We start from the raw sequence: 16,046 nt of genomic DNA, 5'->3' as shown, positions 1-16,046 counted from the left end.
AATAAATGTATAAAATGATTGCTGTAGAAGATGGACTCACCAATGTAGTGCAAGCATTACATGCTTCGGGCTTTAAAACCGCTCCTTTAGAAGGAAAGGCATTGTATAATATACAGGCAGTTGTCGTTAAGGGTGATGGAACTAATAATTTATCACCGGATTGGCCAGTGAAATTGCCGGTTATTAATGCCTCTGGTCGGAGCGCGGAAGAAGTCGTTGAGGTTCTTAGGGATCGTTTTTCCTAACAGAGTGAACTCGTTCAGGTAAAGCTGAACAACCGTTTATTAGAAAGCCATCCAACAAGGATGGCTTTTTAACATGAAATGAAGCGATATTGTCTGAAACTTTGAAAGAAAGGGAAATGGAAGCTTTCCTTTCTTTTGATTTCACGGTATATTTTAAAGATATGAATCTTTACGTTTTTGAAAGCGAGGATCTTTTATGTCTATACCAAGAGTGTTTCTAATAAAAAATCGCAAAAGAAGGCTTGAACAAGGGCATCCGTGGATCTATCCCGGAGAAATTGGCAGAATCGAAGGGAATCCCTCGGGAGGGGATATTGTACATATTTTAAACCACGACGGACATTTCTTGGCCCAAGGATTTTATAACCCCGTGTCGCAGCTAATTCTGCGAGTGATATCCTATTCGGAAAAACCCATTGATGAAGACTATTTTTTAGATAAAATTCAAAATGCTTGGAAGCGGCGGCAATGGTTATTATCTAATATAACCTCCTGCCGGATCGTCCATGGTGAAGCGGATTTCTTGCCTGGTCTAATTATTGATAAATATGAAGATGTTCTTGTAGTTCAAATTCTTGCCCTTGGCATGGAAGTCCGGCGACAATGGATTGTTCAGGCTTTAAAGAGAATTTTCAATCCGCGGGGGATTTATGAACGAAGTGATGTTTCTGTTCGGCGTTTGGAAGGCCTGGAAGAGAGAGTTGGCTTCGTGGACACTCCTTTTGATACCCAAATAATCCTCCAGGAAAATGGGTTAAAGATCATGGTCGATGTAGCTGAAGGACAGAAAACAGGGTATTTCTTTGACCAACGTGAAAATCGAGCTTCCTTAAAGCCTATTATGACTGGATGGGGAGCGAGTCATGGGATTTATCAGGATCCTGATGGATGTCCTCGAGATAAAAAGGGAAAAGAAATTAAAAATCCGTTTTGGGATGGTGCTGAGGTCTTAGATTGCTTTTCCCATACAGGATCATTTATGTTGCATGCCTGTCTGTATGGGGCTAAAAAGGTTACTTGTGTTGATATCTCAGAGAAAGCTATTGAAATGGCCAACAGAAATGCTTTGCTTAATGGATTCCTTCATCGTACTCAATTTGTTGCCGAAAATGCTTTTGATTTTTTAAGAAAACAAGTGAACGATAAGAAAACTTGGGATGTCGTCATTTTAGATCCTCCGGCCTTTGCTAAAAGCCGTCAAGCTTTGGAAGGAGCGCTGCGGGGCTATAAGGAGATAAATCTTCAAGGGATGAAGTTAGTTCGAGATGGCGGTGTTTTAATAACCGCATCCTGCTCATACCACTTAAGTGCTGCACGCTTTCAAAAAATGTTGCAGGAAGCTGCAGCAGATGCCCATAAAATCTTGCGCTTAGTAGAATTTCGCCGTGCCGGTAAAGATCATCCGGTTCTATTAGGAAGTGAGGAAACAGACTATCTGAAGTTCGCAATTTACGAAGTCTTTACTCGTTAATATTTCTTAAAATCACTTTGCAAAGTGAAAATAATGTCTTATAATAGGAAATATATGGAGGGGGGGCATTGATGGAGAATTTTAGAACGTTTGAGAATATCTGCAACTTGCTGCGTAATCACTCCTATAAAGTAACTCCTCAACGACAGACGATTCTCCACATGTTTGTGGAACATGTGGATCGGCATTTAAGCGCCGAAGAAGTATATATGCTCGTTAAAAACGAAAATCCGGAGATAGGTCTTGCTACCGTTTATCGGACTCTAGATATATTGGCGGAAATTGGAGTTCTTATTAAGAACGATTTTGGAGATGGCCGAACTCGTTATGAATTTAGTCGTAAGGATGAACATCATCATCACCATCACCTTATCTGCTTACGCTGTGGAAATGTTTCGGAATTTGATGATGATTTATTAGAGTCTTTAGAAGCTGTCATTATGAAACGAAATCATTTTAAAGTTTCCGACCACGATTTAAAATTTTATGGCTATTGTTCTAAATGCGAAGGGGCGCAATGAATGCGCCGCCTTTGCATTAAAATCGAAATTATAAGTCTAATCTTTTTCACTGATAGAACATTAAAGATATAACCTCTGTTTACAAAAACTCGGCAATTCGCTGAGTTTTTTTTGCTGTCAGAACGAAGTTTCTTAGCTGAACGAGTTCACTGCTGATTTATAGGAATAAATACTTATTATGACATAAATAAAGGAGCAATTATAATAATCTGACGAGAGCAAAGGAAAAACATACCTAGTTTAATGAATAATCGCGTATATCCAAGGCTTTTGGCGTTCGATTCCCGAGTGTGGCAGAAGGATTAAAAGAAAAAAAGGAGAATGAAATAATGGAAAAATAAGTAAAAAAAGGGGCTGAGACAATGGGTGTACCTTTGGTCTCAAACGTCAAACAAAAAAGGCCATCTCTCAGGAAAACATATCTGTGGAATTCTTTGCAAGCAAAATGGCACTTTTGGCTGGGAAAAACGGATGTAGCTATCCAGGAATGGGTAGATTTATTGAAGCAAGGCAAAGGTAAGTTTCGACTCGGTGAAGTCGAACATTTAATTGAAGTTCAGGCATTTCAAGAAGCAAGGGATTATTTGGAATCCTTGGAGCAAAAGGACAATGATGAATCTGGAATGATATGCGGTCTCTTAGCACAATGTTATCTTGGACAAGGTCTCATTCTCCAAGCGAAAAATACTATTGAGGAAGCGCTTAAATTAAAACCGCAAAACGCAAGGTTCTGGGAGATCCTTGCAGATTGTCATTTGGAACAAGGAAATTGGCAGGAGGGAGTTAAGGCTCTTGATAATTCCTGTCGGGCAGAACCTAAAAATGCAGAAACCTATTATCGTCTGGGGATTATTTATGCTTATCATGAAGAATATCAAGAAGCCTTGCGCTGTTTTCAAGGGTGTTGTCAATTGGTACCGCGTGAATCTCGATACTGGGAAGAAAAGGGAGAAATGCACTTGAAATTGGAGCAATTGGCCGATGCTTGCTTTAGTTTTGATCGGGCCCTTCGCTATGGCGGAACGCCTGATTTAGCAGCAAGATTAGCCTATTGTTATATTCAAACCGGTCAGATAAAAAAGGGAATCCAATATTACAAATTCACCCTTAAGTATGAACCGGATCATTATGATTCTTTAAGTAATCTTGCTGCAGTCTATCAAAATCAGGGGCGAACTCAGGAAGCATTAAACCTCCTGGATCGGGCTATAAAAATTTATCCCCAAGATCCAATTTTACTCAACAACCTGGCCTTTACCCTTGTTCAGCAAGGAAGATCAAGAAGGGCGGCAGAATACTATCAAAAGGCCTTGGAGTTAAGCCCCGATCACCCGTTGATTCTTTATAACCTTAGTGTCTGTCTTACTCGTAAAGGTAATTGGCAGGAGTGTATAGAATCTCTAAATAAACTTATAGAAATAGACCCCGATCATTCGGCGGGATGGGCTTTACTGGGAAATGTCTACGATCAAATGAATCAGTACGATACAGCCATTGATTGCTATAATAAAGCACTGAAATTAGCCTAAGAAGAAGGGAAAACCCTTCTTCTTTTGTCTAAGTTTCATTTTTCTTTTGTAACTAAAAATGTTAATATAGATATTATTATCTCAAATAAGGAGTTAACTATGTTTCAGGTATGTGTTCAGGCGCATTTTGATGCCGCCCATTTTATCCGCAATTACAATGGCAAGTGTTCCAATTTGCATGGGCATCGTTGGAATGTTGTCGTTTGCATCGAAGGCAGGCAATTAGACAATTTAGGAATGTTGGTAGATTTTAGTGAAGTAAAACAGGCGATTAGAAAGACTCTTGATTTGTTAGATCACAGCCTGCTTAATGATTTGCCGGCGTTTGGGCCCGAAGGAGTCAATCCTACGGCAGAGCTGATAGCCCAATTTCTATTCTGTGAATTTAAGCAGAATTTAGTACTAGGTGAAAATCACTTAGTATGGGTGAAAGTTTTCGAAGCTCCAGATGCCTGGGCAATTTATAAGGAGGACTGACTTTTGGCCGGTATCGTTTTACTATCGGGCGGTTTAGATTCAACAGTGGCTATGGCCCTATTTCTCGAGAAAGCAACCCTGGATTTAGCCATAACGTTTGATTATGGTCAACGGGCAAAGGAGAAGGAAATCTCTGCATCTCGTGAGATTGCCGATCATTATAATATCCACCATGAAATTATTGCTTTGCCTTTTCTTCAAGAGCAGACTCATACTGCCTTGGTTAATCGTACAACAGATCTGCCCCAACTTGAGTTTGATCAACTTGATAATATTGAAAAAGAGGCTCTTAAAAGTGCTCATCAGGTTTGGGTACCTAATCGAAATGGCTTGTTTATGAACATTGCCGCCGTATTTGCCGAAAATATGGGTGAAGCGGTAACCCTGATTACGGGTTTCAATCGCGAAGAGGCGGCAACATTTCCGGATAATTCTTTAGGATTCATGAACGCAATGAATGATTGCTTTAAATACTCAACCCAAAATACGGTGACGGTTGCAAGCCCTACTGCAGCGTTATCAAAATCAGAAATTGTCCGAGAAGGCTTAAGACTCAATATTCCATTTGAAAAGGTTTGGAGCTGTTATGAAAATGGACAGCGACTTTGTGGACATTGCGAGAGTTGTTTGAGAATGAAACGAGCTTTAATCTCAAACGAGGCTCAGGCTTTGGTTAATAAACTGTTTGACACTCCTTTATTTTTAAATTTTAAAGCGAATTAAAGGCCGCGAAAAGAGGGAATAGTCTTGAAATATCATATTCATCATAATCCTCTCAACTATGATGGGAGTCAGCTTCAATCCCTGTTTACCTACAAAAACTTTGGTTTAATGGGGGATAGTATGTGTGTATTTCGAGGAGCATGCCGCGTTGAACAAAATGAGATGGTGGACATGGAAGATGTAGCAGCACAAGATTGGATATATAGTGAGGACATGCTGCATTTTATCGTTGAACATTTTGAAATGGATTTAGAAAAGACGATTATTCGGCAGCGCTTACTAATAGCAACTATTAAAGAAGAACTGGAAAAATTAGGGGCGACTACTCTGAGGCGAACTGGAGATGACATCTATAATGGAGACCGAAAGCTTTCAGTAAGTATTGCAACCCTTTCGCCAGTTTCTACGCTTATCCACTGCGGCTTAAACGTTTCCAACCATAATACTCCTATTCCGACGACTGGCTTAAATGATCTTCAAGTCCAAAATGTTTTTGAATTCGGTGAAAACGTTGCCAAACGTTATTGTGCTGAGGTCTTGTCCATGCGCCATGCCCGCTGTAAAGTTCGAGGGGTTATGTGATGCTTAAGATACCGGTAACTGAAATCTTTTCATCGATTCAAGGAGAAGGACCGTACGTCGGAACACGTCAAATTTTCTTAAGGTTTCCTCGCTGCAATTTAAAATGTCCATATTGTGATACAGAGACTATAGTACCGAAACATTTTCGTATGGAACCCACCCCAGGTTCGCGAAGTTTTCGTGAGTTCAAAAATCCTATTGATATTTTCGAACTAGTAGAGTTGCTTCAGTCTTACGATTTTTCTCTCCATCATTCCCTAAGCATCACTGGCGGAGAACCTCTTCTTTGGGCTGATGAACTTTCGTCGTTTCTACCCTTAATCAAGAAGAAGAATCTTCCGATTTATCTGGAAACCAACGGAACACTACCGTCCCAACTTCTCAAAATATTGTCACTTGTTGATATTATCAGTATGGATATCAAGTTACCTTTCGGAGAAGAGGTCTTTTGGGATGCTCACGAAGATTTCCTGCGTAAAAGTCTCGCCAAAGAGGTATTTCTTAAAATTGTTGTGACTGAGAAAAGCAAATTAGAGGATCTTCAAAAGGCTCGGGATTTAATTGCGGGCGTCAAACCGTCATTGCTGACTATTTTACAGCCCGTCACCAAAGTCAACGGTTGCGAGAGTCCCAAACCCGGCCAGCTTTTAGATTGGCAGGGATTCTTTTTAGAAAAGCTTATGAATGTCCGAGTTATTCCTCAAACCCATGTCTTTATGGGGCAGTTATAGGAATAGTGAGGGATCATCGTGTAAAGGAGAAATGATTATGGGGATGGATTTAGAAAAAATTGAGCAGGCTGTATATATGATTTTAGAAGCAATAGGGGAGGATCCTAAAAGAGAAGGACTTCAAGACACACCAAAGCGTGTTGCCAGGATGTACGCCGAGGTATTTGCAGGTCTGCATGAAGACCCCAGCAGACATTTGAAAGTACAGTTTTCAGAAGAACATGAAGAAATGGTGATTGTTAAGGATATCCCAGTCTATTCCATGTGTGAACATCATCTTGTTCCTTTTTATGGGAAAGCTCATGTTGCTTATATTCCCAGGAAAGGGAAAATCACCGGTTTGTCGAAATTCGCTCGGGTCGTAGAGGGCTTTGCCCGCAGACCTCAACTTCAGGAACGCTTGACATCCCAGGTTGCTGATGCAATTATGGCTGAACTCTCACCTTTAGGGGTGCTTGTTGTTATTGAAGCTGAGCATATGTGTATGACCATGCGGGGGGTAAAAAAGGCAGGTTCAAGAACGCTTACTTCTGCTGTCCGGGGAATTTTTAAAACGAATCCTATAACGAGATCAGAGGCTTTTTCCTTAATTCAAGGTCATAAAAACTAAGAAAGAGGTATCCTATGGATGAGAGACCTACTTCTCCTATACCGGAGCGGCCGGGAAAACTCGAACTTATTGCGACACAGAAGGTTAGCCCTAATCGAGAACTTTATAAAGTGGTTGATTTTCTCAATAAAAACTTGAAAGATTATCGACTAATGTTTGGGTTAACCAAAAAAGAGGATAAAATGGTTGTGTCGATTTATGAAGTAGAGTAATAGGAGGGAAGATATGCATATTTTATTGACTAATGATGACGGTTATTTCGCTCCAGGAATTCAAACGCTCTACGAGGTTCTTGCCAATCATAACGGATATGACGTCAGCATTGTAGCACCGGATGGTCAGCGCTCAGCAACGGGTCACTCCATTACGTTATTTAATCCTTTATTTGTGACCGAACATCTGCTGAAAGAATCCTTTAAAGGATTTGCTATAAGCGGAACTCCATCCGATTGTGTAAAACTTGCAATTCAAGGTGAACTTATTCCTAAACCTGATCTTTTGATTTCTGGGATTAATCAAGGTCCTAATTTAGGGACGGATATTTTTTATTCCGGAACAGTTTCCGCAGCTATGGAAGGAGTTTTGTTGGGCATTCCCTCTATCGCTGTGTCTTTAGCCAGCTTTGAATATCAGGATTTTGAACCCGCGGCAGCCTATCTCGCTGAGAATTTGAATCTTTTTCTCAAGTTGAATCATAAGGGATTGATTAATTTAAATCTTCCCGGAAAACCTCGCCATGAGTGGCAGGGGCTGAAAGTAACAAGATTAGGTAAAGCAGTTTATGAAAATATTTTTGAACAACGAACTGATCCCAGAGGAAGGCTTTATTATTGGCAAAGTGGGACTATGACTCCAGATAATGAAAGCGATACGGATTTACGGGCAATTCAGGAGGATTTTATTTCCATCACTCCGGTTCATAGTGATTTAACGGATTATGCGAGTTTGTCGTTTTGGACTGAAGTATTGGCTAAGAAATAAAGGAGTACAGAAATTTCTGTACTCCTTTATTGCAGAATACGGTTTAGACGGGAGTATTCAGAGATTCTTTTGCTCGTCGGATCATTGTCTTTACCATACTTCCGCCGATTCTGCCGCCAACATGCCCACATTCTCGGGAGGTCATGTTTTCCCAGCCTTGGGTTTGAATCTTAGAACTAAGACCTAATTCCTCAGCGACTTCCCATTTGAATTGTTCTAAAACCGGCTGCGGTAAAATACCGGCGTTTCTATTGCGACGACTCATATATAAATCTCCTCCCTCTTATCTTTATCCGTACAATGATAGTATTTACATTTTTTCAAGCTTTATAGTGCTAAAAAATTGGATATCTTATTTCTTTTTGTTAAGGAAGGAAGTTTCATGATATTTGGATCTTTTATAGTTTACGTTATTATTTTTGCTTTGCTTCTATCGTTCCCAAGTTTCAGAAATAAAGAACGTTCAAGCTCTGTAATTAAACTATTAGTTGTCCCTATTTTTTTAGGCGCATTGTTAGTGATATTAAAAGTAATAAAAGTGTATTTTATATATAAGTTTCTGATTGTTCTTTTTATTGGTATTTTGCTTTTGTTATCGTATTGGCAATGGGGAGAACAATTTAGTCGTTGGTGGAGATGATTTTTTAAGGCTATAAAAATTTCCCGAGCCAAGGCAGTCGTCTTAAATCTGAGAAGGTTATGCCGCCATTGAGAACCAGAACTATACCGTAAAGCAAAACTCCACAGGAAAATTCCAAACTATAGCCTACTAAGTTTCCGCCTAGGATAGGGTCTAAGAGGCTAAAAGCAAGAATCATGGTGATACCTCCGCTAAAGGGTTGGAGGAGAAAACGCTGAAGGTCAATAGGCATGCCGCTGCTTCGTGAGATAGCTAGAAGGTTCAAAACAGCCATAATAATAAAACCAATTACATAAGCCCAGGCGGTTCCGCGTAGACCCCATTGAGGAAGGCCGGTAAGGTAGATCAAAATGGGGATCCGCAGCATGGCTGCAATAATTGAATGAAGAACCGGAAGTTGAACTTTTCCGAGCCCTTGCAGAATCCCTGTCGTTGTTTGTTGAATGTAGGAAAAAATACCACCTAATGCTAAGATTCGCAAAATTGGGGAGATTTCAGGACTTTTAAAAAATGCCGTAAGTGGGCGGGAAAAATAAAAGAGAGTGATCAGACAGGGAATACCAATCAAGATTGTTAAACGAATTGCTTCAACGCTTCGAGCACGGACAATATGGAACTGATGTTGAGCTGCTGCTTCAGAAATAGATGGAACTAGTGACGTTGCTAAGGCAAAGGTAAAGACGCTGGGAAAGGTAAGCAAGGTAAAGGCAGAGCCCCCTAATTGTCCGAACAAAGTAGTTGCTTCCCGAGCACTGTAACCGGCAGCGTGCAAACGTTGGGGGATAAGCATCGCATCTAAAGCGGACAGTCCGGTAGAAAATAATCTTCCGATGGTGACTGGAGAAGCGAGATGCCATAATTGCCTTAAAATATAGCCCGTAGAAGGCTGGGAGGCCGGACTTTTTTCTAAGGGTATTCGAGACCTAAGGTAATGGATGATAATTACAAAAAGGCCTACGGCTTCTCCGGCCAGCATACCGAAGGCTAATCCCGCCGCGGCCCATTCAACACCGGCTTTGAGAAGGTAAATGGCTGTTGTATAGCCTACACCAACGCGGACAATTTGTTCACAAATTTGGCTTACTGCTGTAGGAACCATGTTTTGTAAGCCTTGAAAATAACCTCGAAAGACTGAGGAGATAGAAACTATGAAGATAGCGGGTGTACAAATCTGAAAAATCGTCAGGACTCTGGGATCAGGAAAAAGTCTGTGCGCGATGTAGGGTGTCAGGAAATAGAGGCCTGATGAAACTAATGCCCCCGAAACTGTAAGAAGCCAAAAGGCAAGGCGAAAGATAGAACGAGCTTGATAAGCTCTTCCTAAGGAAACCTCTTCGGCGACCATTTTGGCAATGGCAAGGGGAATTCCGGCTGTCGTAAAAACCAGAGCCAGCATATATAGTGGAAAGACCATATTAAAGAGTCCGTAGGCTTCTCCACCTATATGGGCCATGATTAAATATTGATAAGTAAAGCCTAATACGCGGTTCAATAAATTAGCGCCTAAGAGAATCGTCGCACCGTAGACAAAGGTCCTTCTTGGCATTTTTATCCTCCACAACTATGGCAATATCGTTACTTCTAACCATATGCGCAGGGAAATAAGGAAATGCTTAAGAAATATTTTACTGAGCTGTGAAAATCAAAAGGATTTTACTGTTGTATAGAGAAAAGTTTTCCATGGAGGAATATGGTTCTTAAAATGGGGCATTCTACCTCAAGGGAGGAATCATAATGTGGCAACTGCTCAAGAACGCAAAGATATATAGTCCGAAATATATTGAAGAAACAGATGTACTCATTGTTGGTTCGAGTATTGCAGTTATCGGGAGGGATCTGCATTTACCTGACTTTGTCGAGGGAGAAGAGATTGATCTTCATGGCTTGATCTTAACTCCTGGTTTTATAGATGCTCATGTCCATATCTGCGGCGGCGGAGGGGAAGCGGGTCCGGCTTCCAGAACTCCAGAAATTCAACTGTCTCAGCTCACTCTAAGCGGAACAACCACCGTTGTCGGCTGCTTAGGGACAGATTCGGTTTCTCGCTCAATTCCAGAGCTCCTCACGAAGGCCTATGCTCTGGAAGATGAGGGAATAAGCACCTTTATCTACAGCGGTGCCTATCAAGTACCAGTAAGAACACTTTTGCCAACGCTGCAGCAAGACTTGGCCCTGATTGAAAAAGTAATCGGTGCAGGAGAAATCGCAATTTCAGATCACCGTTCTGCTCAACCTCAAATTGCCGAGCTTGAACGTTTAGCTTCAGAAGCTCGAGTCGGTGGAATGCTCGGGGGAAAAGCCGGCGTCGTTCATCTCCATCTTGGGGAGGGGAAGCGTGGACTCGATTATATATGGAAGATTCTTGAACAAACTGAGATTCCTATTACTCAATTTATGCCAACTCATATTAATCGTACTCATTCCTTGATAGAACAGGGAATTCAGTTCTTGCAGGCAGGAGGACACATTGATTTAACGGCAGGGTGTGATGATTTTCCCGCTGAACTTCAGGTGCCGGCTGTCCTTTCAATGTTAGCACAACGCGATCTTCTCAATGAACGAATTACCGTAACTTCGGATGGAAATGGAAGTATGCCCGAATATAACGAAGAGGGTGTTTTAGTTGGCATGGGTGTTGGCTCTGTCGAAGTTTTATGGCGTGATGTTCGAGAAGCCGTACATCATCATGGAGTAGCCTTAGAAAAGGCTTTGAGTACCATAACATCTAACGTGGCCGGAGTCCTGTCTCTCAAAAATAAAGGCATGATACGAGTAGGTTATGATGCTGACCTGGTAGTTCTCGATGAGTCTTTACAGGTTCGAGATGTCTGGGCCAAAGGAAACTATATGGTAAGGAATAAAAAGCCCATCGTAAAGGGTACCTACGAAAAGAAATAATTTTATAATGAGAATACTTGACCTGCTCGGCTCAATAAACTAATCAAAACTATTATCTTCAGACTTTAATCAAAGCTCCCAATTACTGTTGCAAGTAAAAGGCTAAGACCTTTTCTTAATAACATACTAGGAGGGATCGTCTTGAAGAACTATGACACGAAAAATCTTCGTAATATCTGTCTGGTCGGCCATGGTGGAGTGGGAAAGACTTCTCTGTCGGAAGCTTTTCTCTTCAACTCGGGTGTGATCAACCGAATCGGCAAAATCACTGAAGGAAACACAGTCTCGGATTTTTTGCCAGAAGAAATTAAACACAAAGTGTCGATTAGTACGAGTCTTATTCCTATTGAATGGCAAGGAGTTAAGGTCAATGTTCTCGATACTCCAGGATATTCGGATTTCTTTGGGGAAGTCATAAGTGCCCTGAGAGTTGCAGAGTGCGGGGTTATTGTTCTCAATGGTGTATCAGGTCTGGAAGTACAGGCTGAAATTACTATGGAACTTATGGAAGAAAAGAAGCTGCCGAGAGTTATATTTATTAACAAACTGGATCGTGAGAATGCCAATTTTAATAAAATTATTGATCAACTGAAAGACGTATACCCAGATGCCCGCTTTGCTCCCTTACAAATTCCAGTTGGACTTGAAGCGGATTTTCATGGAGTAATCGATATTATCGAAAATAAGATGTACAATTTTGAGACAAACGGAAGCGGCAAGTATGTGGTGCAGGAAGTCCCTGAAAACTATCAAGATGAATTAAACCTCCTACAAGAACAGCTGACAGAAGCGGTTGCCGAAGCTGATGATGAAATCCTGACGAAATATCTCGATGGAGAATCGTTAACGTGTCAGGATTTGCAAACGGCTTTACGTTTAGCATTGAAGCAAAATCTCGTGATCCCTGTACTTTGCGGCTCAGCGTTTAAAAATATCGGCGTTAAAAATCTTCTCAATTTCTTTGTCAATTTAGTTCCTTCACCCGAGGTTTTACCACAAAAAGCTGCTTTAGTTTTTAAAACCCTTGCTGATCCCTATGTTGGAAAGATGTCTTTTTTTCGAGTATATGGAGGTGCTTTTTCCTCAGAATCCATGGTCTATAATGTTAATCGAGATGTTGAAGAAAAAATTGGTCAACCCTTATATTTGAGAGGCAAAACCCAGGAACCCATTGCATCTGTTCCAGCGGGAGATATAGCAGTTGCCGCCAAATTGCAAAGTGTAAAAACAGGGGATACCTTATGCACTAAAGAACATCCGCTCCAATTAGAGGATATAGATTTTCCAATTCCAACCTTATCGATGGCCATTGAGCCAAAGAGCAAGGGCGACGAAGATAAACTAGGTAATTCTTTAGCAAGATTAGCCGAAGAAGACCCTACCATCAAACTTAGCAAAAACATAGAAACAAAAGAATTATTGTTAATTGGTTTAGGTGAAATGCACCTTGATATTCTCCAGGAAAAATTAGCTCGCAAGTTTGGAGTTGCTGTAGCTATCAAAGTTCCGCGAGTTCCATATCGTGAAACGATTCGTAAAGCTGTGAAAGTTGAAGGGAAGCATAAAAAACAAACAGGCGGGCATGGACAATATGGTCATGTCTGGATTAATCTGGAACCTTTAGATGGTAAAGATTTTGAATTTTCGGAGGAGATATTCGGAGGGTCAGTCCCTAAACAGTACATCCCAGCAGTGGAAAAAGGAATTCGGGAAGCCATGACCGAAGGGGCTATGGTTGGATATCCTGTGACCGATATAAAGGTCACTCTCTGTGATGGGTCTTATCACTCCGTTGATTCGTCGGAAATGGCCTTTAAACTGGCCGCCATAATTGCCTTTCGTAAGGGAGTCGAATTGGCAAAACCAACGTTGCTTGAGCCGGTGGTGGAAGTTGAAGTTAAAGTACCTGAAATCTTCATGGGTGATGTCATCGGAGATTTTAATACGAAACGGGGAAAAGTATTAGGGATGGAGACCTGCGGAAAATATCAAGTCATCAAGGCTCACGTGCCTCAGGCTGAAATGATGCGTTATGCAATTGATTTAAGGGCTCTTACTCAAGGAAGAGGGTCATTTACACTTAAATTTCTACAGTATGAAGAGGTTCCGGATAGAATTAGCGAAACCATCGTAAATCAGCTTAAGGTGGCCCATAACCATTAGTACCTCTAAAAGATGGAACGGGAAAGAAGGACTGATACCTCTCTGAATATCAGTCCTTCTCATGGTGCTTAAAGGAAATACCTCAATTACCCTCAGTACGTTGCTTTTGTTCCTTTTTTGTTTCTCCTAATCTCTCGATTTGAGGCTCATACATTTCTTGCTTGATATTTTGAAAATGTTGTTCCGCTTCGGGATATTTTGCGGCTAATTCTTCTCTTCTGGCTTTATCTTTACTCATTATGAACCCTCCTTGTAGTTTGCTGATTCCCTATACAGTATTTCCTGAGTTGGCATAATAAATGTTGATGTGATTACTTCCTGAAAAAATTAATGTATTCTCCAGGACTAAAGTATCTTAAACATAATGCCATTAATTTATTCGGAAAAAGATATTCAAACTCCGTGACTTCTGTTTTAGGGGTGATTCATCAAGAAATAGAATGCCTGCAAAAATTTAATATATTATTAATATAATGTTCATGGAATCATAAGAATTCTAGTTTAATCTTATAAGCAAGGGTGACTTACCTATATCAACTAATTGAAAGAGATGCTGATTATGAAATTAATTATTACCTTGCTTACATGTGGCTTCTTATTTACAATCTTGAGAAGTTTTTCGGTTACGGAGTGAACTCGTTCAGCTAAAGCTGAACATCAGGTCTTCGGTGACGAAAGTGTCCTGTGGACACTTTCGCCGAAAGCAGGGGATGCTAGAGCAATGAACGTTCGCAAAGCAATAGCCTCTGCTTATTTTTACCTAAAAAAGCAAAATAATTTAAACCTGAAAATTAATCTCTAATTTACCGATATACAATGTAGGATGAAGTATATTATAATATAATATAGTTCCTATTAAGATAGTAGAGAGGGAGGAAATGAATGAAGAGGAGAAAAATAGTAATCTGGTTTGCTTTAGCTGCGATGTTGCTTCTGGTCTTAACAGGTTGCAGCAGTAATGAACAGGAAATTTTTAACGCTGCCTTGAACATGCAAACGATTAATTCATCACATATTCAAACAACGATGAATTTTCACGTCAGTGGCCAGGGGTTTGATCCTCAGGATCAACAACAAATCGATTCTGTTGCTACGTTGTTAAATAATGCTTCGCTCAATTTTGATGTAGAATCTACATATAATGATCAGAAAACAGTCGGTAAGAGCAAAGTTATGATGGACGTAGTTACTCCGGGAATGAAAATTAATGTCCCCGTTTGGGTAGACTCGGATTTGACGGGGGATACCCCATCAATTAAGGAAATTATACAACTTCCTTTAGTTGCCAAAAGCTCTTTGCCTCAACAGTTTGCGAGTAAAGATTACTTAGTCATTAACCCTTTGGATTCGAAAGATTCTGGTTTGGATAATGATAGCCTAAAGCAACTTTTAGAATTCAGTAAAACATTTCAAGAAAAGGAAATTAACTTTTTAAAAAGTTATGCAAGTCGATTTAACCCGGAATTGAACACCGTCACTAATTCAACTGAATTAATATCAACTGATGAGGGCAATAAGTTAGTCCGATGCTATGAAATTAGACTTAATGATAAGCAATTTAAAGATTTAATCCGTTATACCGTTAATAATTTTACAAAAGATAAAGAAGCTATGGATTTTGTGAAAGATTTGGTTAATTCCACGTTGCAAATGAGTCAAGCACCGGACAAGGAAAAAAGCATCAGTGCCTTTAATCAGGCTTTTGAACAATTCAATGCAAATAAAACTGAATTCTTGACAATGTTTAATACTCAAATGGATCAATTGAAGAATGTCACTCTTTTAGGGGATAAAGGGATTGATCTAAAATATTATATTGATAATGGTTATTTAATAAAAGAGAGTGGAACCATTAATCTTAAAATTAATTTAAATCAATTGAATCAAATTATGAGTACCGTTGACAAAAAATCATCGGCTTCAAATACCCCAAAAGGTAGTTTGGAAATGACCCTTAATTATAATTCTAATATTTCCGGAATAAACTCTCCGATAGAAATTCAAATCCCGGAAGTTAATGCGACTAACTCCTTTAATACGACGGATTTGCTAAAAACGGAACCAAAAAGTAATTAGTGAGTTTCTATGCAAACATTCAATGTAATAAATTACCAAGATACTTTTTAACACAAATATGTAAATATATAGTATAATATGTCGTAAGAAAAATATTTATGCCTCATGTTCCTTAGTTTCACGATTTTTTTAGAATGAAGAAGATTTCTTAAACCGTGTCCCTCAGAATCTTTTAGCGGGATATACAATGGGGCATTGCGCTTTAACCTCCGGACGCGGAGGTTTGTTTTTTGTTTGGGTTCCTTTTGATATTCCTTATGTCATAATAAACTCAGGATAGGGTGGCATTTGGCAAACATTTGAAGGTATTTGCCCAAGCCCTTGGGCATAATGTTTACTGGCGTTTGATTTACCCTCCGTCAACTCTCGTCATTAAATGATGAGAGTCTTTTTGTAAAT

At 40.0% G+C, this 16,046-nt stretch carries 18 protein-coding genes; 15 read left to right on the top strand and 3 right to left on the bottom strand.

Annotated elements, in window-relative coordinates:
• The first annotated feature begins 5 nt into the window (after positions 1 to 5).
• The 11 genes from B5Y67_RS18530 (at position 6) to surE (ending at position 7,870) form a co-directional block, all read left to right on the top strand.
• Complete coding sequence (locus B5Y67_RS18530; protein WP_088227884.1) at positions 6 to 245, top strand: YkuS family protein; 240 nt, start codon at positions 6 to 8, stop codon at positions 243 to 245.
• Positions 246 to 441: 196 nt separating this feature from the next.
• A complete protein-coding gene (locus tag B5Y67_RS18525; RefSeq protein ID WP_088227883.1) occupies positions 442 to 1,716 on the top strand; it encodes a class I SAM-dependent rRNA methyltransferase in 1,275 nt (424 codons plus the stop codon).
• Positions 1,717 to 1,787: 71 nt separating this feature from the next.
• Entirely contained in the window at positions 1,788 to 2,237 is a 450-nt protein-coding gene (locus B5Y67_RS18520; protein WP_047808213.1) for a Fur family transcriptional regulator, read from the top strand.
• Positions 2,238 to 2,599: 362 nt separating this feature from the next.
• Positions 2,600 to 3,766 carry a tetratricopeptide repeat protein gene (locus tag B5Y67_RS18515; protein WP_088227882.1) on the top strand — a complete coding sequence of 389 codons (1,167 nt, stop codon included), beginning with the start codon at positions 2,600 to 2,602 and terminating at the stop codon, positions 3,764 to 3,766.
• Positions 3,767 to 3,865: 99 nt separating this feature from the next.
• The gene (queD, locus tag B5Y67_RS18510; protein ID WP_088227881.1) at positions 3,866 to 4,243 is read left to right on the top strand and encodes a 6-carboxytetrahydropterin synthase QueD; all 378 of its coding nucleotides are present in this window, start codon (positions 3,866 to 3,868) and stop codon (positions 4,241 to 4,243) included.
• 3 nt (positions 4,244 to 4,246) lie between these two features.
• Positions 4,247 to 4,966, top strand: coding sequence for a 7-cyano-7-deazaguanine synthase QueC (gene queC / locus B5Y67_RS18505; protein ID WP_088227880.1), 720 nt, complete (start codon positions 4,247 to 4,249; stop codon positions 4,964 to 4,966).
• 24 nt (positions 4,967 to 4,990) lie between these two features.
• The gene (locus B5Y67_RS18500; RefSeq protein WP_088227879.1) at positions 4,991 to 5,548 is read left to right on the top strand and encodes a DUF366 family protein; all 558 of its coding nucleotides are present in this window, start codon (positions 4,991 to 4,993) and stop codon (positions 5,546 to 5,548) included.
• Complete coding sequence (locus B5Y67_RS18495; RefSeq protein WP_088227878.1) at positions 5,548 to 6,279, top strand: 7-carboxy-7-deazaguanine synthase QueE; 732 nt, start codon at positions 5,548 to 5,550, stop codon at positions 6,277 to 6,279. Before B5Y67_RS18500 ends, B5Y67_RS18495 begins: the two co-directional genes overlap by 1 nt.
• 37 nt (positions 6,280 to 6,316) lie before the next feature.
• Positions 6,317 to 6,889 (top strand): GTP cyclohydrolase I FolE, encoded by a 573-nt coding sequence (gene folE / locus B5Y67_RS18490; protein WP_170932746.1) that lies wholly within the window; start codon positions 6,317 to 6,319, stop codon positions 6,887 to 6,889.
• Positions 6,890 to 6,903: 14 nt separating this feature from the next.
• Entirely contained in the window at positions 6,904 to 7,101 is a 198-nt protein-coding gene (locus B5Y67_RS18485; RefSeq protein WP_088227877.1) for a YpmA family protein, read from the top strand.
• 13 nt (positions 7,102 to 7,114) lie between these two features.
• Positions 7,115 to 7,870 carry a 5'/3'-nucleotidase SurE gene (gene surE / locus B5Y67_RS18480; protein ID WP_088227876.1) on the top strand — a complete coding sequence of 252 codons (756 nt, stop codon included), beginning with the start codon at positions 7,115 to 7,117 and terminating at the stop codon, positions 7,868 to 7,870.
• 43 nt (positions 7,871 to 7,913) lie between these two features.
• Here the strand turns inward: surE and B5Y67_RS18475 are convergent, their stop codons facing one another.
• A complete protein-coding gene (locus B5Y67_RS18475) occupies positions 7,914 to 8,135 on the bottom strand; it encodes an alpha/beta-type small acid-soluble spore protein (RefSeq protein ID WP_047808207.1) in 222 nt (73 codons plus the stop codon).
• Positions 8,136 to 8,252: 117 nt separating this feature from the next.
• Between B5Y67_RS18475 and B5Y67_RS18470 the strand changes: the two genes are divergently transcribed.
• Complete coding sequence (locus B5Y67_RS18470; RefSeq protein ID WP_088227875.1) at positions 8,253 to 8,510, top strand: hypothetical protein; 258 nt, start codon at positions 8,253 to 8,255, stop codon at positions 8,508 to 8,510.
• Between the two features lie 10 nt (positions 8,511 to 8,520).
• Here B5Y67_RS18470 and B5Y67_RS18465 read toward each other — a convergent pair whose 3' ends face one another.
• Positions 8,521 to 10,056: a polysaccharide biosynthesis protein gene (locus B5Y67_RS18465; RefSeq protein WP_088227874.1), complete on the bottom strand. Its 1,536-nt coding sequence runs from the start codon at positions 10,054 to 10,056 to the stop codon at positions 8,521 to 8,523.
• 188 nt (positions 10,057 to 10,244) lie between these two features.
• On the opposite strand from B5Y67_RS18465, the gene iadA reads away from it, so the two are divergent.
• Both iadA and fusA read left to right on the top strand, forming a co-directional pair.
• Positions 10,245 to 11,408, top strand: a complete 1,164-nt coding sequence (gene iadA, locus B5Y67_RS18460; protein WP_088227873.1) for a beta-aspartyl-peptidase — start codon at positions 10,245 to 10,247, stop codon at positions 11,406 to 11,408.
• 141 nt (positions 11,409 to 11,549) lie between these two features.
• Positions 11,550 to 13,571: an elongation factor G gene (gene fusA, locus B5Y67_RS18455; protein WP_088227872.1), complete on the top strand. Its 2,022-nt coding sequence runs from the start codon at positions 11,550 to 11,552 to the stop codon at positions 13,569 to 13,571.
• 82 nt (positions 13,572 to 13,653) lie between these two features.
• Here the strand turns inward: fusA and B5Y67_RS25445 are convergent, their stop codons facing one another.
• Positions 13,654 to 13,809, bottom strand: coding sequence for a hypothetical protein (locus B5Y67_RS25445; RefSeq protein WP_170932745.1), 156 nt, complete (start codon positions 13,807 to 13,809; stop codon positions 13,654 to 13,656).
• A gap of 644 nt (positions 13,810 to 14,453) precedes the next feature.
• On the opposite strand from B5Y67_RS25445, the gene B5Y67_RS18450 reads away from it, so the two are divergent.
• On the top strand, positions 14,454 to 15,647 hold the full coding sequence (locus B5Y67_RS18450; RefSeq protein ID WP_088227871.1) for a hypothetical protein: 1,194 nt from the start codon (positions 14,454 to 14,456) through the stop codon (positions 15,645 to 15,647).
• The last annotated feature ends 399 nt before the right edge of the window (positions 15,648 to 16,046 follow it).

It is taken from the genome of Desulfosporosinus sp. FKB (genome assembly GCF_002196705.1).
In the GTDB taxonomy this organism is placed as follows: Bacteria; Bacillota; Desulfitobacteriia; order Desulfitobacteriales; family Desulfitobacteriaceae; genus Desulfosporosinus.
Note: the sequence above shows the minus strand (reverse complement) of the source record. Positions and strands in the feature narration are given on the sequence as shown.